We start from the raw sequence: 25,278 nt of genomic DNA, 5'->3' as shown, positions 1-25,278 counted from the left end.
AACAATTTAATTTAACGCTTCTTTAAAAACTTTTAAAACCCTTTCCCTTGCAAAAGTATGCTCAACTATTGGTTGGGCATATTTTTTTGTTCCGAATTCTGGCACCCATTTTTTGATATATTCAAACTTTGGATCGAATTTTTTGGTTTGAAGTTCAGGGTTAAATACCCTAAAGTATGGCGCGGCATCGTTACCTGAGCCTGCTGCCCATTGCCAGCCGCCAACATTACTTGCCATTTCGTAATCCAATAACTTTTCGGCAAAATAGGTCTCGCCCCAACGCCAGTCAATCAATAAATGTTTGGTTAAAAAGCTGCCCACAACCATACGTACGCGGTTATGCATCCACCCGGTTTGGTTCAATTGCCTCATCCCTGCATCTACAATGGGGTAGCCCGTGTTTCCTTCGCACCAAGCCTTAAATTCTTCCTCATTGTTGCGCCATTTAATCTTATCATATTGCTTTTTAAACGAATCCGAAGCAGAATAAGGGAAATGCCAGAGTATGGTCATGTAAAACTCCCGCCAAGCCAGTTCTGAAAGCCAGACATTCGATTTTGCCTCTATTGCGTCGCTTACTGCTTTTCTAATACTTAAGGTGCCAAAACGCAAATGCAAGCCAATGTGTGTCGTACCATCTATTGCGGGGAAATCGCGTTCCTTTGCATAGTTATCCAGTTTGTTTTTATAACTGATTTTCGGAAAATCCAGCTTGCTTTTTTCAAAGCCCATGTCTTTTAATGTTGGGCCTGGTAAATGTTTGGTTTGAAATAAATTTTTGAAGTATTTTTTTGTAGGATAGGCCTTTATATAGAAGTCGTTCAGTTTGGCATGCCATTGTTTATAAAAAGGGGTAAAAACAGTGTATGGTGTTTTATCGGCCTTTAAAATTTCGTTTTTTTCAAAAATAACCTGATCCTTATAGGTTTTAAAAGCTATTTTTTCGCTGGTTAAAAATTCAGCCATATTATCATCGCGTTCGCGGGCGTATGGCTCATAATCGTGATTGGTATACACTTCCTTAACCTCGTATTCTTTTAAAATTTCAGGCCATATTTTTTCAGGTTTGCCATATTTTACCAGTAAATCCGATCCTTGTTGCTGAAGCTCTTTCTTTAAATCTACAATGGTTTGGTAAATAAAAGTTACCCGGGCATCATCTTTTGGAAGTTTATCTAATATGTTTTGATCAAAGATAAATAATGGTAAAACTGGATTACCACTCTTGAGCGCATGATACAAAGCAGCATTATCTGCTAAACGTAAATCGCGGCGAAACCAGAGGATAGATATTGAAGTCATTTGTGATTTTAGAATTGTAATTTTTTCGAGGGGATTATAGTTGGCAATTAACGGTTTGCAGTTAACAATTAAGCAATTTATCCGATTTAGCGTTAAAGCGTTTGGCGTCGATTAACCGATTTAAACACTTAACCGATTAACCTATTTATACAGGTCTTTCAAAGCATCTTCCAAATGTGTGAATTTAAATTTAAATCCGGCATCTAAAATTTTTTGCGCAGAGGTATTGTTGCTCATTAAAACGGCTTCTACCCGTTCTCCTAACAATAATGCCAATACCTTTTTAGGAACTTTAATCGGCCAAACCGGTCGGTGCAATTGTTTGGCAATGGCTTTTGTTATGGCGATATTGGTTACCGGAAAAGGCGCACAGGCATTGTAGCAACTTTCCAATTTAACATTTTCTACGGCTTCGATATACATTTCAACCATATCATCAAGGTGTATCCAGGGCGTCCACTGTTTGCCCGTACCTAAAGCTGCACCGGCGAATAATTTAACCGGTTGAGCCAATTGTGGCAATGCGCCACCTTTGCTGCTAAAAACGATCCCTGTACGGAGTTTTACTACCCTTAAGCTTAACTTTTTGCCCTGATCTACGGCATCTTCCCAAAGTTTACAGCACTCCGCTAAAAAACCATAACCATTTGGACTTTCTTCTGTTAAAATTTCATCGCCGCAATCGCCGTAAAAACCCACGGCAGAAGAAGAAACGAATGATTTGACCTCGTGATCGGGTTTAGACTTAATGGTTTTAAAAAGTAGCTCAGTTGATTTTACTCGACTATCAATAATCTGTTTTTTACGCTCATCCGTCCATTTTTTATCTGCTACAGGTTCTCCTGCCAAATGGATAATGGCATCCACACCGTTAAAACAATTTGCATCAATGGTACCTTTATACACATCCCACACAAAACTGTTCGGATCATTACTCTTTTTTCGGGAAAGCGTATTCACCTCGTAACCTTTGCTTAACAAATGCTTTTTCAGCTCAGTACCCACCAGTCCGGTTGCCCCGGTAATCAGAATCTTCTTTGCCATCTTTTTAAAACACTAAAGATACAAAAGGGTTTTTTTGATGCCATTTTAAAAGATATTAATTTGGTTCTAATGCTTTTGTTACCTGTTTGTAAAGAAATATTTAGGGGTTTGATGAAGAAGAAAAATAAGATAAATTTGTAAACGCGTTCTTACACCCTTTTCGATAAAAGATGTCCAAAAAAATTTTAGTCTGGTTCAGAAATGATCTTCGCCTGCACGATAACGAAATGCTGGTCGAGGCAATTGCTAAATCTGATTCGATTTTGCCAGTTTACATTCTTGATCCCCGTTCTTTTGGGGAAACAAAATATGGTACGTTAAAAACAGGCAACATCAGAGCGCAGTTTATTTTAGAAAGTGTTTTAGGCTTACGTACCGCTCTAAAACAAATTGGCGGCAATTTACTTATTGCCGAAGGTAGTCCTGAAGAAATTATTCCTCAATTGGTTCAGGAATACGAAATCACCGAAGTATACCATCACCGCGAAGTAGCCCGTGAAGAAACCCACGTTTCTACCCTGGTAGAAAATGCACTTTGGAAACTACGCATTAATCTTAAACATTTCATCGGTCATACCTTATACAATAAAGAAGATTTACCTTTCCCGATTAAAGATATCCCCGACGCTTTTAACCAGTTTAAGAAGAAAATCGAACGCGATTCGATTATCAAACCTTGTTTTGCAGCCCCAGATCGCATTAACGTAGCCGAAGTAATCGATTGGGGTACGTTATCTTCGTTAGAAGAGCTTAATCTTTTACCACAACTGAAAGATCAGCGTGCTGATTTCGAATTTGCTGGCGGTGAAGCCGAAGGTTTGGTGCACCTGCAGAAGGTAATTGTGGCCATGCAACAGGCGGCAACCACAAAGAATTTAATTCTGGCTTCAAAGTTATCTGCCTGGTTGGCAATGGGCAGTTTGTCACCCCGTAAAGTGTACTGGGAAATTAAAAAAATGGAAGGTGTACCTAATACCAAGGCTATGTTTAACCATATTTTGTTGGGCTTGCTTTGGAGGGATTATTTCCGTTTTATGTTCAAAAAATACGGCAATACATTTTTTAGCCCGGATGGTTTTGGAAGCCAGGGTTTGGTTGACATTACAAACGAACAGGATAATTTCTATAAATGGAAGAATGCCCAAACGGGTTTTGCAGTGGTAGATGCCGTAATGACAGAATTAAACCAAACCGGTTTTATTTCGAATATTGCCAGACAAACGGCTGCTTTATACCTCATCAATAATTTAGAAGTTAGCTGGATTTTTGGCGCGGCTTATTTTGAAGAAAAACTGATCGATTATAATCCAGCGAGTAACTGGGGGAACTGGGCCAATATTGCGGGTGTGGGGAATGATCAAAAATCAAAGAGTGTGTTCGACTTAGATAAAAATATCAAAAATCTCGACCCAAAAGGCAATTACGCTTTAACTTGGGCATCGTAATTGTAAGGATTGAGTTATAGAATGATTGAGTGTTGAATGAGTGATTTTTGAGTGATTAAATTTTAACGGATTTTGCCCATTTTTTGTCTGCTGGATCACGCCGCTCTCTCATTCGCTAATTTAAAACGCGCTCATTTATTTTAATCGAGATTTTTGCCATTTATATAAGGTAAAATTCTAATTTTGTAATGCTTATAGTAAACAGTAAATAATGGATAGTTTATCTTATCTTAACGGCGCAAATGCCGAATACATAGATTCTTTATATCAGTCGTATCAACAAGATCCTGAATCAGTTGAGTTTGGTTGGCAAAAGTTTTTTGAGGGTTTTGATTTTGGAAGAGGTTCCGAAGCCCCGTCAGTAACAGCAGAAACTCCTGAACACTTCTTAAAAGAGGTTAATGTTTTAAACCTGATTGACGGCTATCGTAGCCGAGGTCATTTGTTTACGCATACCAATCCGGTGCGCGAAAGACGTAAACATTTGCCAACATTAGATCTTGCAAATTTTGGATTATCGGATGCCGATTTAGAAACCGTTTTCAACTCTGGTGTAGAGATTGGTATCGGTGCCGCAAAATTAAAAGATATTGTAGCCTTTTTAAAACAAACATACGCACACTCAATCGGTGCAGAATATAAATTTTTACGTACACCTGAAGTGTTGAACTGGATTCAGCAAAAAATGGAAAGTGCACGTAATACCCCTAACTTCTCAATTGAAGAGAAAAAACGTATTCTCCGGAAGTTAAACGAAGCGGTAAGTTTCGAAAATTTCCTTGGAACAAAATTCTTAGGTCAAAAACGTTTCTCGTTAGAAGGCGCAGAAGCTTTAATCCCGGCATTGGATTCAGTAATCGAAAAAGGTGCTGAATTAGGAATTGAAGAGTTTGTAATTGGTATGGCACACCGCGGTCGTTTAAACGTATTGGCCAATATCATGCAAAAAACCTATAAAGATATTTTTGCAGAATTTGAAGGCAAGAGTTATAACCCGGATACCCCATTTGGTGGTGACGTAAAATATCACTTAGGTTATTCAACCGATGTTACCACCAATGCAGGTAAAAGCGTTCACTTAAGTTTATGTCCTAACCCATCGCACTTAGAAACGGTTGATGGTGTGGTAGAAGGCATGAGCCGCTCTAAAATTGATTTCAAATATGGTGGCGATAACAGTCGTTTAGCGCCAATTTTGATTCACGGTGATGCATCAGTTGCCGGACAAGGTATTGTTTACGAAGTAATTCAGATGGCAGGCCTTGAAGGTTATAAAACTGGCGGAACGATCCACTTAGTGATCAACAACCAGATCGGTTTTACCACCAACTATAAAGATGCACGTACCAGTACTTATTGTACTGATATTGCCAAAGTAACCTTATCTCCCGTTTTCCACGTAAATGGTGATGATCCTGAAGCTTTGGTTTATGCAATTAACCTGGCAATGGAATACCGTCAGAAATATAAAAACGATGTTTTTATTGATATTCTTTGTTACCGTCGTTTCGGTCACAATGAGTCTGATGAGCCAAAATTCACGCAGCCATTATTATACAAAACAATTGAAAAACACCCTAATCCAAGGGAGATTTATATTGAGCAATTAACTAAAGAAGGTAAGTTAGAGGCTGGTTTGGCAAAAGAAATGGAAAAAGATTTCCGTGGTATTTTGCAGGAACGTTTAAACGAAGCAAAAGAATATGTTGCAGGAAGTACCGAAGTTAAATTTGGTGGTGCATGGGCAGATTTACGTATGGCAACGCCTAAAGATTTCGAAACTTCACCAGTAACTGCAGTTAAAAAATCTACTTTATTAGAAATTGGTAAACGCATTACTGCCTTACCAACCAATAAAAAGTTCTTCAAAAAAATCGAAAAACTATTTGCTGAGCGTAGCAAAATGGTTAATGAAACTTATGTTTTCGATTGGGCAATGGGCGAGCAGTTGGCTTATGGTACTTTGTTGTCAGAAGGTAAACGCGTTCGTTTAAGCGGTCAGGATGTTGAAAGGGGAACTTTCTCCCACCGTCATGCGGTTTTAACCCTTGAAGACAGCGAAGAAGAATATGTACCATTGGCAAATATTTCAGATCAACAGGCACCATTTGATATTTACAATTCACACTTATCAGAATACGGTGTTTTAGGTTTCGAATATGGTTATGCGATGGCAAACCCGAATGCTTTAACCATTTGGGAAGCACAATTTGGCGATTTCTTTAACGGGGCACAAATTGTGGTTGATCAGTATATTGCAAGTGCAGAAACCAAGTGGCAGCGCGAAAATGGTTTAGTAATGTTATTGCCTCACGGTTACGAAGGTCAGGGACCAGAACACTCATCAGCACGTATTGAGCGTTTTATGGAACTTTGCGCCGATTATAACATGCAGGTAACCAACTGTACTACTCCGGCAAACTTCTTCCATGTGTTGCGCCGTCAGTTTAAACGCGATTTCCGTAAACCATTAGTGGTATTTACACCAAAAAGTTTACTGCGTCACCCCGCCTGTGTTTCTAAATTAGAAGAATTTACAGATGGTGGTTTTAAAGAGGTAATCGACGACGTAAATGTTAAAGTGGCAGAGGTAACACGTATTGTTTTCTGTAGCGGTAAAATTTACTACGAGTTATTGGAGAAACAACAAGCTGATAAATTGAAACATGTAGCCCTGGTTCGTGTAGAGCAGTTGTATCCAACCCCGGTTGATCAGATGGAAGCCATCCAGAAAAAATATAAAAATGCGAAAGAAATTTTCTGGGTACAGGAAGAACCAGAGAATATGGGCGCATGGCCATATTTATTCCGCAGGTTGTACAAAACCGCATTAAAAGGGATTGATGTAATTTCGAGAAGAGAGAGCAGCAGTACGGCTACAGGTTTTGCAAAACAACACGCTAACCAACAGGCTTATATTTTAGCAAAGGCTTTAGAGGTTTCGGTAACAGAAGATGTAAAGGATATTGCTAAAAAAGCCACAAAAAAATTAGTTCAGATAGATTAAAGAGCATAGGGCCGTGCGTTTGGAGCATAGCGTTTGATAATTGAAAGATAGGTTTAAGACGGAAGGTTTGAGGTATAGGGTTTAAACTCCCTAAACATTTCAGCTTTACAACATTTAACCTTTAACGATAAAAAACATAACATTACAAAAAATGAGTTTAGAGATAAAAGTTCCACCTGTAGGTGAATCGATAACCGAAGTTGTTTTATCACGTTGGATAAAAAACGATGGCGATGTTGTTGAAATGGATGAAGTTATTGCCGAGTTAGAATCGGATAAAGCAACATTCGAATTAACTGCAGAACAAGCTGGAACTTTAAAAACCATAGCTGCCGAAGGTGATACTTTAGCCATTGGTGCAGTAGTTTGTAAAATTGAAGACGGCGGTGCAGCTGCTAGTCCTAAGTCAGAAGTCGAGAGTCCTAAGTCTGATGCACAAGCTCCGGCTGCTGTTGCAGAAGCACCTAAGGCTCAGGATTCAGCTGCTTCTAAAGACTCTTATGCTACAGGAACGCCATCTCCTGCTGCTGGTAAAATTCTTGCAGAAAAAGGAATTGATGCTGCGGCTGTAAAAGGTACTGGTGTTGATGGCCGTATTACCAAAGATGATGCTGTGAAAGCTGAAGCTGGCAAAAAACCAGAAGCACCGAAAGCAAGTGCTCCTGTTGCAGCTGCTGCTCCTGCAGGTAGCCGTGGCGAGCGTCGTGAGAAAATGTCTCCGCTACGTAGAACTGTTGCGAAACGTTTAGTTGCTGTTAAAAATGAAACCGCAATGTTAACCACTTTTAACGAGGTTAACATGAAACCAATTATGGATTTACGCGGAAAATATAAAGACCAGTTTAAAGAGAAATATGGTGTTGGTTTAGGTTTTATGAGCTTTTTTACTAAAGCAGTTACCGAAGCTTTAAAAGATTTCCCTGCAGTTAATGGCCGTATTGAAGGTGAAGAATTGGTTTACAATGATTTCGCTGATATTTCTATCGCAGTTTCTGCACCGAAAGGTTTAGTGGTTCCGGTAATCCGTAATGCCGAAAGCATGAGCCTGGCCCAGATCGAGAAATCGGTTTTAGAATTAGCTTTAAAGGCACGTGACAGCAAATTAACACTAGAAGAAATGACTGGTGGAACTTTTACCATCACTAACGGTGGTGTGTTTGGTTCAATGATGTCGACACCGATTATCAATGCGCCACAGTCGGCTATTTTAGGCATGCACAACATCGTTGAGCGCCCTGTGGCTGAAAAAGGTGAGGTGGTAATCCGTCCGATGATGTATGTTGCTTTATCTTACGATCACAGAATTATCGATGGACGTGAGTCGGTTGGTTTCCTGGTTCGCGTAAAACAATTGTTAGAAGATCCAGCTAGATTGTTATTGGGTATCTAGGTTTAGATCTAATATATTTTATAAAGAAGTCAAGTTTTAATAGCCAGTGTGCTATAAAAAACTTGACTTCTTTTTTATACCCGAAAAATGAAATTAACGTTCAACTCAAAATCCCTCTTTATTTTCCTGGCGATATTCATCGTGGAAATCTTAATTGGCAAATACCTTAACGACGCTTTTATCAGACCTTTTGGCGGTGATGTATTGGTTATTATCTTGATTTATGCATTCTTTAGGATTTTCCTTAAAACAAATAATAAGCAGTTAGCATTAGGCGTCTTAATTTTTTCTTTCGTAATTGAGTTCCTCCAAAAGGCAAATTATGCTACCTGGTTTGGTTGGGAAAACAACAAATTAATGAGCATTATATTGGGTACTTCCTTTAGCGTTTACGATCTGCTCGCTTATTTTGTAGGTTATCTGCTCTGTTTGTGCTTTAAGGATTGAGTTCTGAGCTACTTTATAAAATCGACGTCATTTCGAGCGCAGTGCAACGCAGTCGAGAAATCTGTCTGGATAGATCTCTCCATTTCGCTACGCTTCAGTCGAGGTGACGAATGCTATTTAGACAAAGCTTTAATTGGTTTTAAATCCAATTGTTTAAATTCTACTTCACTGCCCTCGGCTTGTAGTGCAATCTGGCCACTATTTGCGGTGCAGTTTGTACCGTAATTTACCAATGTACCATTTACCCAAACTTTAACTTCGTTATTCAGGCATTGTATCACCATGGTGTTCCATTCGCCAAGCGGTTTTTCGCTATCATCTGTCAGGTTTTTAATACGGCGGAGTTTATCGCCATTTACACCCCATTTTTCTTTAGGGCCACGTCTGGCAACCATATCAGGTACCGTAATATCTTCTTCAATGCACCAGAAATCGCCAGCATCTTTATGTTGCATCTGTACTTCCAGCGATTTTGGAAACATGCCATACAGTGCCCTTGGTGTTGATGCATGTACCAAAACACCACAATTACCTGGTTTGCCGGCAAAACGGTATTGTACGGTTAACTGGTAATTTTTATAAATTTTATCGGTTATTAAATGCCCGCCTGGTGTACCTAAACTTACCAGCATACCGTTACGAACTATAAATGGATTGATGGTATCGGGCTTCTTGTCCATTGCAGGCACATCTACATGCCAGCCATTGAGGTTTTTTCCGTTGAAGAGGCTTTTTTGGGCAAATGCTGAGCTACTAATAATGACTAATAATAAAAAGAAGTAGTAAAGTTTCATAATATATTTGGTTTTGTATTCCAAATATATCATATAAATGGCAGAATAATTGTAAGTAGGACCGTCATTTCCACTGGAGTGCAACGGAATGGAAAAATCAATAATAGCTTTATATTATAGATCACTCCACTGCGGTCGAGATGACAATGCCTCGCAGTCTGACTTGGACTTAGCGTCGTTCTAATACTCCAATTTCAGTAATTCTTCGTATGCATCTCCCTCAAGCCCTAATAACTTGGCAAAAGCTGGTTCAGTTTTATAGCCTCGTTTTTTTAGGCTAATAATTTCCTGCCGGAATTCTTCGCCTTTTTCTAAAATAAGTTTATGCTCAATAAGCATGTGCCGGTAAGCGTTTTGCAGCGTTGTAGGGGTGTTTTGCCCGAATATCTCTATCTCAAACCCATTAATAATGAAATTTGCTTTAATTGCCTCGAATTTTAGACTTTCGGTGATAACAAAGCCATTTTCTCCTCCGAATAGGTTTTTTAGCTCATTGATAAACACATTTTGATCAGATATTTCACAGATGATATCCAGATCACTGCCTTCGATATCAATATTAATGGGGATGGTACCGACTAAAACGGGGCTGTAAACCGTAAGCTTTTCTAAAACCTTATGAGCTGTTAAAATTTGGTATGCTTTTATCTGTTTTTCGTTTCCTGAAAGGAGGTAAGATATTTCGAAGAAATTGATCATTTATTATTGGCTATGGGTTTTTAACCTTTGTTTCTTGCAGTACCCAAAGTTAATAAACCCGATAGGATGAATGCCAATGTAATTTAGCATTGTCGTGATTTTTATTTTGTTGGTTGGTGTGATGCCAAGCCGTAAGGAAAAGCGCAGGCCTCATTGGCAATAAGGATAGCGGGAACAGGCTTAAATATTTGCTGCTGGAATTGCTTTTCAAAACAATTTGGTTTATGTTTTCGCTTGACCTGTTAATCTTTCGTTGGCTGGTGTGAAACCAGCCAATATGAGATAACAAAAAAGCCCATCTCAGTTAAGAAATGGGCAATGTTTTTATGAAATTTTATTTAATCCTCTACAATCTCACTGTTGATGCTTACTTCGTCCTTTACATCTTCTTTAAAGTAGTTTTTTTGGAAGATGAGGATCAATATTACCCCAACAGAAATGGCTGCATCTGCAAGGTTAAAAACGGGCCTGAAGAAAACAAACTCTTCGCCTCCCCATATGGGTAACCAGGTAGGAAAGTGACCTTCGGCAATAGGGAAGTAGAACATATCTACCACGCGGCCGTGGAACCAGCTTTCGTAACCATAAATTTTTCCGTAAAATACAGAATCGATAATGTTGCCCAATGCGCCTGAAAAAATCAAAGCTACATTTAAGATTAAGCCACGGTGGTATTTATGTTTGATTAAATAATGCAAACCATAGCCAATTCCGCCAACCGCTGCTATGCGGAAAAGAGATAATGCTAATTTGCCAAACTCGCCACCAAATTCCATACCGAAGGCCATGCCATTATTTTCGGTAAAATGGATGATAAACCATTTACCAATAATATGGAACTCCTGACCAAGGTACATGTGTGTTTTAACCCAGGTTTTAACCAGCTGATCGGCCAGTAAAACCAAAAAGATTACAATTAAAGGTTTTGTATAGCCTTTCATTAACTCTGCTTTAATTTAGCTTCCATGCTTAAAGTAGCATGAGGTACTGCACGTAAACGTTCTTTCTGGATTAGTTTACCGGTTTCGCGGCAAATACCATAAGTTTTGTTCTCGATACGAACCAATGCATTCTCTAAATTGTCGATAAACTTTTTCTGACGGGCAGCCAATTGATTGATCTGTTCTTTCTCCATCGTTGCAGAACCATCTTCTAATGTTTTGTATGCACCTGAAGTATCTTCAGTTCCGTTTGCATTTGGGTTACTCAAAGAAGTGGTTAAAGAGTTAAGTTCCTCTTTCGCCATGCGTAATTTATCTTGGATTAGTTCTTTGAATTCCTGAAGTTCACTGTCTGAGTAGCGTGTTTTATTACTGTTTTCCATGTTTTTAATTTAGTTTTCTAATATATGGATTTATATTTTAGTTACTGAAATGCTTAACTCAACATCATCAATCACGATTTTGTTTGCATTATTTACAGTATCTGTTAATTCTAATTCATCAGCTAAAATTTCCGCGCAAATGTAACCCTTGTTTTTGGTAACTGCGGTGGCTACCAAGTTATCATTTTGTAACGAAACTTTAATCCTATCGGTCACTTCAAAATTTAGTTCTTTCCGTAAATTCTGGATGCGGTTAACCAATTCGCGCGAAATGCCTTCCTGTTTCAATTCTTCGGTAATGGTTACATCTAAAGCAACGGTTAAGCTGCCTAAGTTGGTAACCTGCCATCCCGGAATATCTTCTGCAAAAACTTCTACATCATCATTTAAATTGATGGTAAATTCTTCGCCGCTGCTTCCAACTACGATAATGAAACCATCATTTTCTAAACGTTGGATATCATCCTGATTGGAATTTTCTAAAGCCGCTTTAACCAGACTCATATCTTTACCCACTTTTTTACCCAACGATTTGAAGTTCGGTTTCAGCTTTTTCTTTACGATGCCGTGCGTATCAGTAATGAATTCGATATGTTTTACATTCGTTTCTGAAAGGATATAATCTGCAACTTTAGCTATTTTTTGTTCGAAATCACCATTTAAAGATGGGATTAAGATTTTCTCTAATGGCTGACGAACATTGACGCCCGATTTTTTACGCAACGATAAAACCATTGATGAAATATCCTGTGCATAAACCATACGCTCGTTCAAATCAGTATCGATTAAACTTTGATCAGCGTCTTTCCATAAAGTTAAGTGGACAGATTGCGCTGCATATGCATCGGTAATGGTTAAGTTTCTGTATAACCAATCGGCAAAGAAAGGTGCCACAGGACTCATCAGTTGTGATAAGGTTTCTAAACAAGTATACAATGTTTCGTAAGCGGCACGTTTATCATCGGTCATTTCGCCTTTCCAGAAACGGCGACGGCTTAACCTGATGTACCAGTTACTCAAATGCTCATCAACAAAAGTTTGAATAGCACGGGTAGCTTTGGTTGGCTCGTATGTGTTATAACTTTCATCAACTTCGTTGATCAGGGTTTGCAATAACGATAAAATCCAACGGTCTAATTCTGTTCTGTCTTCAACTTTGCTTAAATTGTTTTTGTCGATTTCGAACTTATCGATATTCGCATATAAAGCAAAGAAAGAATAAGTATTGTAAAGTGTTCCAAAGAATTTACGGCGCACTTCAGCAATTCCATCAATGTCAAATTTTAGGTTATCCCATGGATTGGCATTCGAAATCATGTACCAACGGGTTGCATCAGCACCATATTCGTTAATGGTTTGGAATGGATCAGCGGCATTGCCTAAACGTTTGGACATTTTTTGTCCGTTTTTGTCTAGCACCAGCCCGTTCGAAACCACATTTTTATACGCTACTTTATCAAAAACCAATGTAGAGATCGCATGCAGGGTATAAAACCAGCCACGGGTTTGATCTACACCTTCGGCAATAAAATCTGCAGGGAAATCTTCATTTCCATCAATGGTTTCTTTGTTTTCGAAAGGGTAGTGCCACTGCGCATAAGGCATAGCCCCAGAATCGAACCAAACATCAATTAAATCACTTTCGCGGCTCATTGCTTTGCCTGAAGGTGATACTAAAATAATCTTATCAACCACATTTTTATGTAAGTCGATCAGGTCATAGTTCTCTTCAGACATGTTTCCGATTTCGAATCCTTTAAAAGGATTTTCTTTCTGGAAACCAGCTGTTATAGATTTTTCAATGGCATTATAAAGTTCCTCAACAGAACCAATTAATACTTCTTCTTTTTTATCTTCAGTTCTCCAGATCGGTAAAGGAATTCCCCAATATCTCGATCGTGATAAGTTCCAGTCGTTGGCATTTTTCAACCAGTTTCCAAAACGCCCCTCGCCTGTTGATTTTGGTTTCCAGTTAATGGTTTCGTTAAGATCGAACATCCTGTCTTTAACATCTGTAACCTTAATAAACCACGAATCTAAAGGGTAATATAAAAGTGGTTCATCAGTTCTCCAGCTGTGTGGGTAACTGTGAACATATTTTTCTACTTTAAAAGCTTTATTTTCTTCCTTTAATAAAATAGCGATTTCTACATCAACCGATTTTTCGGGTGCTTCACCAGCATTGTAATATTCGTTTTTTACATATTTGCCTGCAAAAGGACCAACATGTTTGGTAAATTTACCCTGTAAATCTACTAATGGAACGGGTGTGTCATTCTCGTCTAACACCAACATTGGTGGTATTTCCGGAACGGCTTCTTTAGCTACTTTAGCATCATCTGCACCAAAAGTAGGGGCGGTATGCACAATACCGGTACCATCTTCAGTAGTTACGAAATCTCCAGAAATTACCCTAAAAGCATTTTCAGCATTTTGATATGGCAATGCATAAGTTAAAAGTTGTTCGTATCTAATTCCAACCAGCTCAGTTCCCTTACATTCAGCAAGTATTTGATAAGGGATCTTTTTATCGCCGGCTTTAAAATTGGTGAAATCTTCAACTTCATTGCTTTCGAAGAAAGTTTTACTAAACTGCTTTCCAACCAGGTTTTTTGCCAGAATTACATTTGTTGGCAAAAATGTATACTGGTTAAACGTTTTGACTAAAACATAGTCGATTTTTGGCCCGACTGTTAAAGCCGTGTTCGACGGTAAAGTCCATGGAGTAGTTGTCCATGCCAATAGGTAAATATCACCAAAACCTTGTAAGAAAGTTGGTAATGTGTCAGTTAAAGCTTTAAACTGAGCAACAATTGTGGTGTCGGTAACGTCACGGTAAGCTCCGGGCTGATTTACCTCATGCGAACTCAATCCTGTACCCGCTTTTGGAGAATAGGGCTGGATAGTATAACCTTTATAGATTAAACCTTTATCGTAAATCTGTTTCAAAAGCCACCATACCGATTCCATGTATTTCGACTTATAGGTAATGTATGGATCATCCATATCAACCCAATAGCCCATTTTTTCAGTCAATTCGTTCCACACATCTGTGTAGCGCATTACTGTTTTTTTACAGGCTTCGTTATAGTCTTCAATAGAAATGGTTTTACCAATATCTTCTTTAGTAATCCCTAATTCTTTTTCCGTTCCAAGCTCAACAGGTAGGCCATGGGTATCCCAGCCAGCTTTTCTTTTAACCTGATAACCCTTGATTGTTTTATAGCGGCAAAAAATATCTTTAATAGCACGCGCCATTACGTGGTGAATTCCCGGCATGCCATTGGCAGAGGGTGGACCTTCGTAAAAAGTAAACGGATTAGATTTAGGACGGGACGAAATGCTTTTTTCAAAGATGTTTTCCTTTTTCCAAAAATCCAGTATTTCTTGCCCTATTTTGGCAAGTTCCAATTGTTTAAATTCGCTATACATCAATTAAGTACCTCAAAAAATTAAGGTTGCAAAGTTAACAGAATTGACTGAATTTCGGTAGTTTTGATGTAAATACTTTTAACGTGAAATTATTTAATATTGGGCTTACACTGATGATTGTAGCCGTAATTGCATTGCCAATTGTTGCGGTTCTCAGCCCATCGAACCGGGATTTTGTGCTTTATGCTTTTTATTTCTGCGGCTTGCTCGAACTAATCGGGCTTATTTTTGTTTTAATCCATATTGTAACTCTAAAAAGAAAGAACCCATGATCAAGCTGTTAAAATTGCAGAAAGCCGTTTTCGTTCTCATTGCAGGCGTTCTTTCGTTTATTGCCTACAAAATTTTAGATGCCAACGAGGTTAAAGGAAGTATTTATTTTCAGATGCTCGCCGGTGTACTCATTATTATTGGGGCATTGTGGCTGTTATACCCGATTTTATTTGCCAAAAAAGATAGCGATGGTAATGCCGAAATCATCACCGACCCAACAGTTGAAGTTCCGGTAGATGAAGAAGAGAAAAAGCCTGCAACTGAATAAATCTGCGATAATCTTTTTAAATCAACTGGGTTATTTTTCCTTGAGCTTACATGTTCTCAGATGTCTTATATGGTTTAAAAGTTTTTTGAAAAGCAATGCCAGCATTCCATTTTAAGGTTCGTCCTGCTGTACGCTTTATCCTGATGAAGGATCAGGATGTTCGCTGCCATCAGGTTTAGATCACTTGGGCCTGAGTAAGAAATTTAGAATTAATATTCTTAGCCTTGGCTTTAAGCCCAAGAAGCACGTATAAACCATCAGAAATAAAAAAATTAAACCTATATAGGGGTAAATCTATTGTGAATTGTATTAGCTCTAAATAACAAATAGAGATAACTATGATTCCTGCATTAATTATTTGGGTCTGCAAGAAATATTTTGCTCCAAAAACCTACAAAAAATTCTCCTCCCAAAATCCGGTTAATCCGAAAATTGTGGCCATAGTGCTTTTTCTGGTCTGTTCATTTTCATCTGCTTTTGCACAGCAAAGTAAATTTAACATCAAACGTAATGGCGAGATAATCGGCCAGATGTATTTTCAGCAAAAAGAAGAAGGCGATAACGTTTACCTAAAAATAACTTCAAAAGTACAAACCCGCTTTGTTTTTAAAATCGACGTAGAAACAGAAGATGTCGCACATTTCAAAAATGGCAAACTGCTTACTTCAAACGTAAACAGGGTTGTAAATGGCAATGCTAAAGAGGCCAAAAAAACAAGCTGGATCAATCATGTTTATCAGCTTAAAACCGGCGATAAAACGACTACGATTAAGCAACCTATCAATTATAACATGATGCTCTTGTACACGAAAGAGCCGGTTAATATCTCCGAAATCTATTCTGATAATTTTCAGTGTTTTATCCCTATTCAAAAAAATGGTGCGCATCAGTATCGGATCAATCTTCCGGATGGAAATTACAACGATTATCATTTCGAAAATGGCATTTGCAAACTGGTTGTCGTAAATCATTCCTTGTACACCATTAGAATGGAAAGGGTTTAATATGGAAGCTGTTGCAAATAAATACTTAAGGGTTTTGGTAACAGGGGCATCAGGCTTTATCGGCCGGAAACTGAGTTTTGCCCTGGCAGAAATGGGTTACGATGTAATTGCACTTTGCAGAAATGTAAAACATCCGTTTTTGATGAAACATAGAAATATCCAGTTCGTAAAAGGCGATGTTTTAGACCCTTCGAGTTTAGAATGCGTGATGAAAGATTGTTATCAGGTATACCATACTGCGGCTATGGCTAAAATGTGGTGTAAAAATGAGCAGGATTTCTACGATGTAAATGTAGTTGGGACAAGAAATGTACTCAATTGTGCATTAAAAACAGGGGTAGAGCGGGTAGTACATACCTCAACCTGTGGGGTATGGGGACCCACCTTAAACTTACCTGTTTCGGAGAACGATCCAAGAGCGGTCGGTTTTCCGATCAGTTACGAACGTACAAAATATCTGGCCGAGCTTGAGGTTAAAGAATTTGTGAAAAAAGGATTGGAAGTTGTCATTGTAAACCCATCAAGGGTATATGGCGATGGGCCGATTACCGATAGCAATACCGTAAGTAAAATGGTTACGGGCTACATCAATGGTACCTGGCATTTTATTCCCGGTGATGGAAAAGCCATTGCGAATTATGCTTTTGTAGATGATGTGGTAGATGGACATATTGCGGCGATGCAATACGGCAGAAATGGTGAACGCTATATTTTAGGAGGGATTGATGTTTCGTTTAATGGCTTTTTCAATACTTTAAAACAGCTTACTGGTAAACAGAGAAGTTTGTATAAAATTCCGGTAGGCATCATTAAAACCTATAGTTTGCTTGAATCATTAAAATCGAAACTCTTTAACCTTACGCCATTTTTTCTGCCAGAATTTGCCGATAGGTTAAAATGCAATCAGCAATATTCGAGTAATAAAGCCATTGCCGAACTAAATTACCGGATAACACCTTTTACAGTGGGCTTAGGGAAAACGATTAATCACTTTCAGTATAATTAAACAATATATTAACCACAAATGAAAAGGCTGCACACGGATAGGATTTAGCATCTGGTATCCAGATCTGTGTTTATCTATGTAAATCTGTAGTTAAAAATTAATCGATATAAAATGAAACAGTTAACCGTATTAATTACAGGGGCAAGTGAGGGATTAGGAAAATCTTTCGCCATCGAATCGGCCAAACGCGGACTAAATTTGGTATTGGTTTCGCTGCCAAATAGCGGCCTCGAACACTTAGCCAATTACCTTCGTCTAAACTTTAACAGTAAAGTATTCTGTATCGAAATGGATTTGACTAAAAGTACCGCTGCCATCGAAATATTCGGACAGCTTAAACTGCAGCATACCGAAGTTAATGTTTTAATAAATAATGCAGGTTTAGGAAACTGGAGTTGGTTTGAAGATAAAAATGTTGATTTTTACCGCACGCAGATCGATTTAAACATTACAAATACCGTTCTCCTTACCCGTTTGTTTTTAAACCATATCGACAAAACTACGGCAAGTTATATCTTAAATGTAGGCAGTTTAGGCGGGCATTTTATTGTGCCGAAGAAACAGGTTTATGGGGCAACAAAGTCGTTTATTGGCTATTTTACCCGTTGTTTGCAACTAGAACTCAGCGGAACAAATGTGCATATCAGTTTACTCAGTCCGGGGGGGATTAATACCAAACCCGAATTGTTGGTAATGAATAATGAACTTAAAGGTTTTGCAAAAGCCACCATTTTAGAAGCTGATTATGTAGCCAAAACAGCGATTGATGGTATGTTAAAAGGAAAAAAGGAAATTATACCGGGTTTTGCCAATCGCTTTTTGCTTGTGCTGGATAAAATTATCCCCGCCTTTTTAAAAGAAATTATAATTAGGCGTAAATTGAAAACGATTTTAACAACATAAAATATAGACCAGAAACCTGCAAGGTTTTTAAAAGCCTTGCAGGTTTTAGCTTTATGGAAAGTAACGATACCCACCTTATCGGATTAATTAAAAGCGGGAATAAACAGGCTTTCGACGAAGTGTTTTTAAAGCATTTCAAAAGTCTGCATGCTTATGCTTTTACCATCATCAGGGAGAAAGATGATGCTGAAGAAATCGTGCAGAACGTTTTTGTGCGTATCTGGACGAAAAGGGAACAGCTTAAAGAAGATGGTTTTTTAAAATCTTTTCTCTATCGTGCTGTACACAATGAAAGTCTGAATTATTTGAAACATCAAAAAGTGAGATCGAATTTTAACGTTCATTATGCTGATGCCGTGAAAAACGATATGGGGAATTTAAATACGGAGATTATGGCTACAGAACTGGAAAAGAATATCCATTCGGCAATAAATGAGTTACCCGAAAAATGCAGAAATGTATTTCAGTTGAGCAGGTTCGACCAGATGAAATATCAGGAAATTGCCGATGCGCTGAACATTTCGATCAAAACGGTTGAAAACCAAATGGGGAAAGCATTAAAGATATTACGGCTTAAAGTGGTTGATTTCCTGATCCTCATTTTTATATTATTGAAATAAGCTTATGGATAAAAATTATACAAATATTAACGATGATGTGCTTGCAAAATACCTGCTTGGAGAGGCTACTTTGGCTGAAATCGAGCAGGTAGAAGCCTGGGCAGCATCAAATCAGGATCACCGTAAGCAATTGGAAGATTTTAGAATGATCCTGGAGAAAAGTAAACTTCAGATTGATGATTCGATAAACGAACACCAGGCTTTGGAACGGCTAAATATCCGTTTGAAAAAAGAAACCAGGGCAATCAGTTATAAATTTGTGCTGCGTTGGGTAGCGGTAATCGCCATCATTTTTAGCACAGGTTTATTTTTCTATAACAACTTAATAGGCAATAAAATTGATGTAAATAGTGGTGGCGAAACTTTAACCCAGGTTTTACCTGATGGATCTACTGCAATATTGAACAAACAATCTTCTATATCTTTTGTAGGAGGGTTTTTTAATAAAACACGCGATGTGAAATTAAAAGGCGAAGCTTTTTTTAAAGTCAGCGCTGATAAATCGAAGCCCTTTATTATTCGTGTTAACGATGTTCGCGTAACCGTTGTGGGTACGGCATTTAATGTGAAGAGTAATGGAGAAGCTGTTGTTGTGATTGTAGAAAGCGGTGTTGTTAAAGTGAATAATCAGAGGGATAGTGTGCGTTTAATTGCAGGCGAAAGGGTGGAGGTTATTCAAAATCAGGTACATTTAATTAAAGGTAAAAATCAGGGTAAACTATATAATTACTTTTACACACACGAACTGATTTGCGATGGAACCGCACTTGCTGATCTGGTTGAGGCGCTTAATGAAAAATTTAAATCTAATATCGTCATTGCTAATCCTGCATTAAAGATGCTCCGGATCAGTACAACCTTTAAAAATAATTCGCTGAAAGAAATTTTGGATGTCATCTCCGAGACTTTTAAAATCAAAGTAGAATATGGGCAAGGTATAATCAAACTTAAATAATAACAATGCGTACGCTCAAAATCACTTTTCTGTTTCTCTTAATTTCTTACTTTTCGGTAAAAGGGCAATCCAATCTATCCAGAAATATTTCTTTAAATATCGATCGGCAAAAGTTAGGTTCGGTCTTGAATACTATTGAAGCGAAAGGTGATTTCAAGTTTTCATATAACAGCAGTATCTTACCTGTTGATAGTTTGGTCAGTATTCATGAAAATAATCTGAATATTGCCGAAACCCTCGATAAATTATTAAAACACCGGTTCGAATACCGCCAGTCGGGTAAGTTTGTAATCATCCGGTATGCCCCGCTCGAACTGCTTCTGCTCATTAACGAATCGGTTGGCAATCCCGAACTTTATACCATTTCCGGTCAGATTGTAGATAAACTGACGAACAAACCGATTCAGGATGCCAGTATTTACGAAAAGAATTTGCTGGTTTCCGAAATATCAGATGGGAACGGTTATTTTTCTATGCGTTTGAAAAATATTACACAACCTATTTCGCTAACGGTAAGCAAAGAAAACTACAAATCTACCATCACCCATTTTTTGGCTGAGGTAAGCATTACCCCTGCAAAAGAAAATAGCAGTGAGCGGTTTATCTCCGGTAATTTAGGTGATGTTGAAAATACCTGGTTAGGAAATGCCCTGGTTACTGCGCAGCAAAAAATTCAATCGATTAATATTGGTGGCTTTATTTCTAAAGCCCCATTTCAGTTTTCGCTGATCCCAAGGCTCAACTCACACGGCTCATTAAGCGGGCAGGTGGTAAACAAGTTCTCCCTTAATGTAATTGGGGCTTACAGTGCCGGGGTAGATGGGGCAGAAATCGGTTTGGGTTTCAATATTGATAAAAGTGATGTGCAATATTTTCAGTTTGCCGGCGGTTTCAATTTGGTAGGAGGCAATGTCCGCGGGGCACAGATAGCTGGCTTTTTTAATTATGTTATAGGCGATGTTCGTGCAGCCCAGGTTGCCTTAGCCTATAACCGGGTAGGTAAGGGTTTCGAAGGTTTCCAGGTAGGTGGAATTTATAATCACGTTAATCAGGATATGAAAGGTATTCAGCTTTCATTAGGACTTAATACTATAGGTGGAACCTTAAAGGGGTGGCAAACAGGGGCGTTAAATCTGGTTAATAAAGAGACGAAGGGTGTTCAGATTGGAATTGGTGGTAACATCGTAGCTGGTAGAACAAGTGGAATACAGGTGGGGGGTGTTGCCAATATCAATAAAGAAAGCAGTGGATTAAATCTTGCTGTGCTTGCCAATTTGACTGGGCAAACGGCTAGCGGACTTCAAATTGGCGCAATTAATTACGCTAAAAAGTTAAAGGGTGTTCAATTGGGGATTCTAAATGTTTCGGGTCAAAATGATGGCTATTCAATCGGACTGGTAAATATTGCTTTAAAAGGATATCATAAATTTAGCTTCAGTACAAACGAAAGCACAAATTATAATGTGACTTACAAAGGTGGTAGCAAACATTTATACAATATGCTCATGTTCGGCACAAATAAAAAGTCAGCCGAAAAGATATACACTGGCAGCTTGGGTTTTGGCAAGGAGATGAAAGTATTCAGAAGTGTTTCCCTAAATCCTGAAATAAGTAGTCAATATGTGTACCAGGGCAGCTGGAATTACCTTAACCTGCTGAATAAATTTGAACTTCCGGTAAACATCAGGTTAAATAAATGGCTGGCCATTCAGGGTGGTCCGTCGCTTAACGTGTATTATACCAAACAAAATACCAGAATTGGCGAATTTGGGCTGTTGCAGGAAAAACATAAAGATTTCACTTTCAACGATCCAAGATATACAGGATGGTTAGGCTGGAATGTGGGGTTGGTAATTTTATAAAATAGCCTTGGGTTTAAACCCAAGGCTAATAATATCGATTTATTTAGGCATCCGGAACTCCCAACTGAAAACTCCAAACTCAATTAATGGTCAAATTCACCTGCGTTTTTCGCCGATTCTTCATCTGAAATCACTTTTCTTACCTTCTTTTTATCTAACCACAATACCAGTGCTGGTAATAATGTTAAATTGAAAATTAAGGCTACCAATAAGGTGATGGATAGCAGTAGTCCAAGCACCACTGTTCCGCCGAAAGTAGAAGCAGTGAAAATTCCGAAACCGAAAAATAGAATGAGTGCAATATGTGTCATACTTACCCCTGTTTCAGTAATCGTATCCGTAATTACCTTAGGAACGCTAAAATTGGTCAGGTTTAATTCCTGCTGATATCGCGTAAGGAAATAAATCGTCTGATCGGATGCCAAACCAAAGGCAATGGTGAAAATTAAAATGGTAGAAGGTTTTAATGAAATCCCAAAATAACCCATTATACCGGCGGTAATAATAAGAGGAACAATGTTTGGTAATAAAGAAATAAACATAATACCCAGGCTTTTAAACTGCAATAACCTTAACAATGAGATTAATACAATGGCTAAAGCGATACTTTCTACCAGGTGCCTTAACATATAATCCGTGCCTTTAGAAAAGATAATACTCGATCCGGTAAGTTCTACATCAAATTTAGATGGAGGCAAAATACTGTCGATTCGTGGTTTTAATTCGGCCATAATCGCATCCAATCGTTTCGAGCCCACATCGGCCATTTGGAAACTAATCCTTGTGCTTTGATTCCCTTTGCTGATAAAGTTGGTTAACAAGCTCGCATTTCCCTTGCCACCATTGGCGATATAAGCCAAAATGAAATTCTTCTCCAGGTTATCTGGCAAACGGAAAAATGTAGAATCGTTATTGTAGAAAGCCTGAGTGGCATATTTCAATCCCATATTTACCGAAATAGAACGTGAAAACTCCGGATAAGCTGAAATCATTTTCTCCAGTTTTTCCATTCTTTTCAGGTTGGTTAAATTGAAAACACCGTTCTTTTTTTTGGTATCTACACTTACCTCTAAAGGTAAAATACCCTCAAAATTTTTCTCAAAGAATTTAAGATCCGTTAAAATTTCAGAATTTTTTGGTAAATCATCAACCACATAACCATTAACATTGATTTTCATCACGCCAATAAAAGCAATGATGGAAATAATAATTGTTCCGATATAAATCAAACCACTTTTATGTTGTACAAGCGTATCGGTTTTAATCAATAATTTGTGAAGGAAACCTTCGTCGATATGGGTTTGTGGTTTCAGTTTTGGTGCAGGCAGGTAACTGAAAATAATCGGGATTAAACATAAACACATTAACCAGGTAACCATCACGTTTATAGAAGCTACACTACCAAATTGCATCAAAAGCTCACTTCCTGTAAAGTAAAGCACACCAAAACCTATGGCTGCGGTAATGTTTGCAATTAAGGTGGTAATGGCAATCCGCTCAATGGTAATGCTTAACGCTTTTTGTTTGTCGCCATGTTTACGAAGCTCATTCTGGTATTTGTTTAGCAATAAAATACTGTTCGGTATACCGATAATTACAATCAGCGGTGGGATCAGCCCTGTTAAAATGGTTAATTCGAAGCCGAATAATACTAATGTACCGATACTCCAGATTACGCCCATCACTACTACTAAAATAGGGAAGAACACCGCGTAGAATTTCTTGAAGAAAAATAATAAGATCAGGGCCGAAACCAAAATCGATAAACCCAGAAATAATACAAACTCATTACTTACCAGTTTACTAACCGCAGTACGGATGTAAGGCAAACCCGAAATATGCACCTGAATTTTGGTAGATGATTGAAATGCCCTGGCTTTGGCTTCAATTTCTTTTAAAATTGGGTTACGTTCTGCCGTGTTTAAGATTTTTGTATCAAAAGTAATGGCCATCAGGGTGGCATTCTGACGATTATATACCAATCCTTCAAAAAACGGGTTGCTATAAATGGTATTTTTAATCGAATCCATTTCTGCGTCGGTTTTAACCAAACCTCCGGGCAATGGCTTTAGAACAAATTTTTGATTCACCGTATCTTTTTCCAATTGAAAAATCCGCCCAGAAGATAAAACCTGTTTAATTCCTTTTAATTTCTGGATTTCGTTAGAAAGCTGAACCCATTGGTTGTAAACCTCTTTTTTGAAAATATCGGGCGATTGTATGCCGACCACCATCACACTCCCATCTTCGCCAAAAGTCTTTTTAAAAGCATTATATTTTACGAATGCGCTATCGGTAACAGGCAGGATTTTACTCCCGGTGTAGGAGAGTTTTACATTTTTGGCCTGATAAGCCATAAAAATGGTTCCTAAAACAAAAAATACGATGATTGCGATACGGTTCTGAAGAATAAATCTCGATAGCTTAACCCACATGTGCAGCTTAGTTTAATAATAATTTTAACGGCAAAACTAATCTTATTTGTAAAATGCGATTACTTTTTGCACAATTAAATTTGCACAAATAACATACTTTTGAAAAAATTGTTTTAACAGCATGTTGCATAAAGTTAGAGGCATTGTATTAAAGACGACCAATTACAGTGAAAGTAGTGTGGTGGTGCAGGTACTAACCGATAAATTCGGCATGCAATCTTACCTCATCAATGGCGTGAAAAAGCCAAAGGCCAAGATTAAAATGAACATGCTGCAATCGCTCCATTTGTTGGATATGGTGGTTTATCATAAAGCGAATACCAATATTCAGCGGATATCGGAGGTAAGGCAAACACCCGTTTTTAAAAGTATTCCTTACGATATGCTTAAAACCAGTATCGTGATTTTTTTAAATGAGGTATTGTATAAAAGTATCCGGCAGCAATCGGCAGATGAGAGTTTATTTGATTATATTTTTAATTCAATAGCCTGGTTTGATGAGGTAGAAGAGATTAATCCTAATTTTCATTTATCTTTTTTATTAAAACTTACCAGGTTTTTGGGGTTTTCGCCGAACGAGAAAAGAAGAAATGACCAGATTTACTTCGATTTACAGGAAGGAGAATTTACTTCCCGAATGCCAATCCACGCCAATTACCTCCAATTGGAAGATGCCGTTGGCTTTATTTCACTTTTTAATTCACCCCTCGAAAAAATTTCTGAAATAAAGTTGAGTAATACACAGAGGCGGTTTTTGTTAGATAAGATATTGGTTTTCTATACCTTACATACAGCCTCCTTTGGGGTGGTGCAATCGCATAAAATCCTCGAAACTTTGTTAAGTTGAAAAAAAAGAAAAAAAGATTTGCAGAACAGTTTTATAGCGCTATATTTGCATTCCCAAACGGAGGATGGGGCATTAAGTTTGACAAAATATAAAAGGGAAATTAGCTCAGCTGGTTCAGAGCACCTCGTTTACACCGAGGGGGTCGGGGGTTCGAACCCCTCATTTCCCACCAAAGCCTTTTAGTTTTACTGAAAGGCTTTTTTATCAAACTTTGAAATATA

General features: G+C 38.1%; 20 protein-coding genes and 1 tRNA gene. 13 read left to right on the top strand and 8 right to left on the bottom strand.

The genetic code is table 11. The annotated features are described in order from the left end of the window. Positions 1 to 6: 6 nt before the first annotated feature. Entirely contained in the window at positions 7 to 1,302 is a 1,296-nt protein-coding gene (locus R2R28_RS24080; protein WP_316828207.1) for a deoxyribodipyrimidine photo-lyase, read from the bottom strand. A gap of 141 nt (positions 1,303 to 1,443) precedes the next feature. Continuing rightward, entirely contained in the window at positions 1,444 to 2,346 is a 903-nt protein-coding gene (locus tag R2R28_RS24075) for a TIGR01777 family oxidoreductase (protein ID WP_316828206.1), read from the bottom strand. Positions 2,347 to 2,516: 170 nt separating this feature from the next. On the opposite strand from R2R28_RS24075, the gene R2R28_RS24070 reads away from it, so the two are divergent. The 4 genes from R2R28_RS24070 to R2R28_RS24055 all read left to right on the top strand — a co-directional run bounded on the left by R2R28_RS24070 (position 2,517) and on the right by R2R28_RS24055 (position 8,635). After that, positions 2,517 to 3,791 (top strand): DASH family cryptochrome, encoded by a 1,275-nt coding sequence (locus tag R2R28_RS24070; RefSeq protein ID WP_316828205.1) that lies wholly within the window; start codon positions 2,517 to 2,519, stop codon positions 3,789 to 3,791. A gap of 211 nt (positions 3,792 to 4,002) precedes the next feature. Further along, complete coding sequence (locus R2R28_RS24065; protein WP_316828204.1) at positions 4,003 to 6,798, top strand: 2-oxoglutarate dehydrogenase E1 component; 2,796 nt, start codon at positions 4,003 to 4,005, stop codon at positions 6,796 to 6,798. Positions 6,799 to 6,949: 151 nt separating this feature from the next. Next, the gene (gene odhB / locus R2R28_RS24060) at positions 6,950 to 8,188 is read left to right on the top strand and encodes a 2-oxoglutarate dehydrogenase complex dihydrolipoyllysine-residue succinyltransferase (protein ID WP_316828203.1); all 1,239 of its coding nucleotides are present in this window, start codon (positions 6,950 to 6,952) and stop codon (positions 8,186 to 8,188) included. An 87-nt stretch (positions 8,189 to 8,275) separates the two neighbouring features. Next, a complete protein-coding gene (locus R2R28_RS24055; RefSeq protein ID WP_316828202.1) occupies positions 8,276 to 8,635 on the top strand; it encodes a DUF2809 domain-containing protein in 360 nt (119 codons plus the stop codon). A 113-nt stretch (positions 8,636 to 8,748) separates the two neighbouring features. Here the strand turns inward: R2R28_RS24055 and R2R28_RS24050 are convergent, their stop codons facing one another. The 5 genes from R2R28_RS24050 to ileS form a co-directional block, all read right to left on the bottom strand. Then, positions 8,749 to 9,429: a DUF1080 domain-containing protein gene (locus R2R28_RS24050; protein ID WP_316828201.1), complete on the bottom strand. Its 681-nt coding sequence runs from the start codon at positions 9,427 to 9,429 to the stop codon at positions 8,749 to 8,751. Positions 9,430 to 9,609: 180 nt separating this feature from the next. Continuing rightward, on the bottom strand, positions 9,610 to 10,128 hold the full coding sequence (locus tag R2R28_RS24045) for a DUF4269 domain-containing protein (protein ID WP_316828200.1): 519 nt from the start codon (positions 10,126 to 10,128) through the stop codon (positions 9,610 to 9,612). 338 nt (positions 10,129 to 10,466) lie between these two features. After that, positions 10,467 to 11,069: a lipoprotein signal peptidase gene (locus R2R28_RS24040; RefSeq protein ID WP_316828199.1), complete on the bottom strand. Its 603-nt coding sequence runs from the start codon at positions 11,067 to 11,069 to the stop codon at positions 10,467 to 10,469. Next, the gene (locus R2R28_RS24035) at positions 11,069 to 11,452 is read right to left on the bottom strand and encodes a TraR/DksA family transcriptional regulator (RefSeq protein WP_025144123.1); all 384 of its coding nucleotides are present in this window, start codon (positions 11,450 to 11,452) and stop codon (positions 11,069 to 11,071) included. The genes R2R28_RS24040 and R2R28_RS24035 overlap by 1 nt, the downstream gene beginning before the upstream one ends. A gap of 30 nt (positions 11,453 to 11,482) precedes the next feature. Next, the gene (gene ileS, locus R2R28_RS24030; RefSeq protein WP_316828198.1) at positions 11,483 to 14,884 is read right to left on the bottom strand and encodes an isoleucine--tRNA ligase; all 3,402 of its coding nucleotides are present in this window, start codon (positions 14,882 to 14,884) and stop codon (positions 11,483 to 11,485) included. A gap of 268 nt (positions 14,885 to 15,152) precedes the next feature. On the opposite strand from ileS, the gene R2R28_RS24025 reads away from it, so the two are divergent. The 7 genes from R2R28_RS24025 (at position 15,153) to R2R28_RS23995 (ending at position 21,775) form a co-directional block, all read left to right on the top strand. Further along, a complete protein-coding gene (locus R2R28_RS24025; RefSeq protein ID WP_316828197.1) occupies positions 15,153 to 15,425 on the top strand; it encodes an isoleucyl-tRNA synthetase in 273 nt (90 codons plus the stop codon). A 338-nt stretch (positions 15,426 to 15,763) separates the two neighbouring features. Continuing rightward, on the top strand, positions 15,764 to 16,429 hold the full coding sequence (locus tag R2R28_RS24020) for a DUF6134 family protein (RefSeq protein WP_316828196.1): 666 nt from the start codon (positions 15,764 to 15,766) through the stop codon (positions 16,427 to 16,429). 1 nt (position 16,430) lies between these two features. After that, complete coding sequence (locus tag R2R28_RS24015; RefSeq protein ID WP_316828195.1) at positions 16,431 to 17,435, top strand: NAD-dependent epimerase/dehydratase family protein; 1,005 nt, start codon at positions 16,431 to 16,433, stop codon at positions 17,433 to 17,435. A gap of 111 nt (positions 17,436 to 17,546) precedes the next feature. Continuing rightward, positions 17,547 to 18,338, top strand: a complete 792-nt coding sequence (locus tag R2R28_RS24010; protein ID WP_316828194.1) for an SDR family NAD(P)-dependent oxidoreductase — start codon at positions 17,547 to 17,549, stop codon at positions 18,336 to 18,338. A gap of 53 nt (positions 18,339 to 18,391) precedes the next feature. Continuing rightward, positions 18,392 to 18,958, top strand: a complete 567-nt coding sequence (locus R2R28_RS24005) for an RNA polymerase sigma-70 factor (protein ID WP_316828193.1) — start codon at positions 18,392 to 18,394, stop codon at positions 18,956 to 18,958. 4 nt (positions 18,959 to 18,962) lie between these two features. Then, positions 18,963 to 19,913 (top strand): FecR family protein, encoded by a 951-nt coding sequence (locus tag R2R28_RS24000; RefSeq protein WP_316828192.1) that lies wholly within the window; start codon positions 18,963 to 18,965, stop codon positions 19,911 to 19,913. 5 nt (positions 19,914 to 19,918) lie between these two features. Further along, complete coding sequence (locus R2R28_RS23995; RefSeq protein WP_316828191.1) at positions 19,919 to 21,775, top strand: STN and carboxypeptidase regulatory-like domain-containing protein; 1,857 nt, start codon at positions 19,919 to 19,921, stop codon at positions 21,773 to 21,775. An 83-nt stretch (positions 21,776 to 21,858) separates the two neighbouring features. On the opposite strand, the gene R2R28_RS23990 is transcribed toward R2R28_RS23995, so the two are convergent. Further along, positions 21,859 to 24,210: an efflux RND transporter permease subunit gene (locus R2R28_RS23990; RefSeq protein ID WP_316828190.1), complete on the bottom strand. Its 2,352-nt coding sequence runs from the start codon at positions 24,208 to 24,210 to the stop codon at positions 21,859 to 21,861. A 121-nt stretch (positions 24,211 to 24,331) separates the two neighbouring features. On the opposite strand from R2R28_RS23990, the gene recO reads away from it, so the two are divergent. After that, a complete protein-coding gene (recO, locus tag R2R28_RS23985; protein WP_316828189.1) occupies positions 24,332 to 25,057 on the top strand; it encodes a DNA repair protein RecO in 726 nt (241 codons plus the stop codon). Positions 25,058 to 25,151: 94 nt separating this feature from the next. Next, positions 25,152 to 25,229, top strand: a tRNA-Val gene (locus R2R28_RS23980). Positions 25,230 to 25,278: the final 49 nt, after the last annotated feature.

The sequence above is a fragment of the Pedobacter miscanthi genome (assembly GCF_032678605.1).
Classification (GTDB): Bacteria; Bacteroidota; Bacteroidia; order Sphingobacteriales; family Sphingobacteriaceae; genus Pedobacter; species Pedobacter miscanthi_A.
The sequence above is the reverse complement of the archived record's forward strand: the minus strand, read 5'-3'. Positions and strand labels throughout refer to the sequence as shown.

Coding starts and splice junctions, on each gene's coding strand:
- R2R28_RS24010 (WP_316828194.1), top strand. CDS start 17,547: ATGAAACAGTTAACCGTATTAATTACAGGGGCAAGTGAGGGATTAGGA.
- odhB (WP_316828203.1), top strand. CDS start 6,950: ATGAGTTTAGAGATAAAAGTTCCACCTGTAGGTGAATCGATAACCGAA.
- R2R28_RS24000 (WP_316828192.1), top strand. CDS start 18,963: ATGGATAAAAATTATACAAATATTAACGATGATGTGCTTGCAAAATAC.
- R2R28_RS24065 (WP_316828204.1), top strand. CDS start 4,003: ATGGATAGTTTATCTTATCTTAACGGCGCAAATGCCGAATACATAGAT.
- R2R28_RS24080 (WP_316828207.1), bottom strand. CDS start 1,302: ATGACTTCAATATCTATCCTCTGGTTTCGCCGCGATTTACGTTTAGCA.
- R2R28_RS23990 (WP_316828190.1), bottom strand. CDS start 24,210: ATGTGGGTTAAGCTATCGAGATTTATTCTTCAGAACCGTATCGCAATC.
- R2R28_RS24020 (WP_316828196.1), top strand. CDS start 15,764: ATGATTCCTGCATTAATTATTTGGGTCTGCAAGAAATATTTTGCTCCA.
- R2R28_RS24055 (WP_316828202.1), top strand. CDS start 8,276: ATGAAATTAACGTTCAACTCAAAATCCCTCTTTATTTTCCTGGCGATA.
- ileS (WP_316828198.1), bottom strand. CDS start 14,884: ATGTATAGCGAATTTAAACAATTGGAACTTGCCAAAATAGGGCAAGAA.
- R2R28_RS24070 (WP_316828205.1), top strand. CDS start 2,517: ATGTCCAAAAAAATTTTAGTCTGGTTCAGAAATGATCTTCGCCTGCAC.
- R2R28_RS23995 (WP_316828191.1), top strand. CDS start 19,919: ATGCGTACGCTCAAAATCACTTTTCTGTTTCTCTTAATTTCTTACTTT.
- R2R28_RS24035 (WP_025144123.1), bottom strand. CDS start 11,452: ATGGAAAACAGTAATAAAACACGCTACTCAGACAGTGAACTTCAGGAA.
- R2R28_RS24025 (WP_316828197.1), top strand. CDS start 15,153: ATGATCAAGCTGTTAAAATTGCAGAAAGCCGTTTTCGTTCTCATTGCA.
- R2R28_RS24005 (WP_316828193.1), top strand. CDS start 18,392: ATGGAAAGTAACGATACCCACCTTATCGGATTAATTAAAAGCGGGAAT.
- R2R28_RS24015 (WP_316828195.1), top strand. CDS start 16,431: ATGGAAGCTGTTGCAAATAAATACTTAAGGGTTTTGGTAACAGGGGCA.
- R2R28_RS24075 (WP_316828206.1), bottom strand. CDS start 2,346: ATGGCAAAGAAGATTCTGATTACCGGGGCAACCGGACTGGTGGGTACT.
- R2R28_RS24050 (WP_316828201.1), bottom strand. CDS start 9,429: ATGAAACTTTACTACTTCTTTTTATTATTAGTCATTATTAGTAGCTCA.
- recO (WP_316828189.1), top strand. CDS start 24,332: ATGTTGCATAAAGTTAGAGGCATTGTATTAAAGACGACCAATTACAGT.
- R2R28_RS24040 (WP_316828199.1), bottom strand. CDS start 11,069: ATGAAAGGCTATACAAAACCTTTAATTGTAATCTTTTTGGTTTTACTG.
- R2R28_RS24045 (WP_316828200.1), bottom strand. CDS start 10,128: ATGATCAATTTCTTCGAAATATCTTACCTCCTTTCAGGAAACGAAAAA.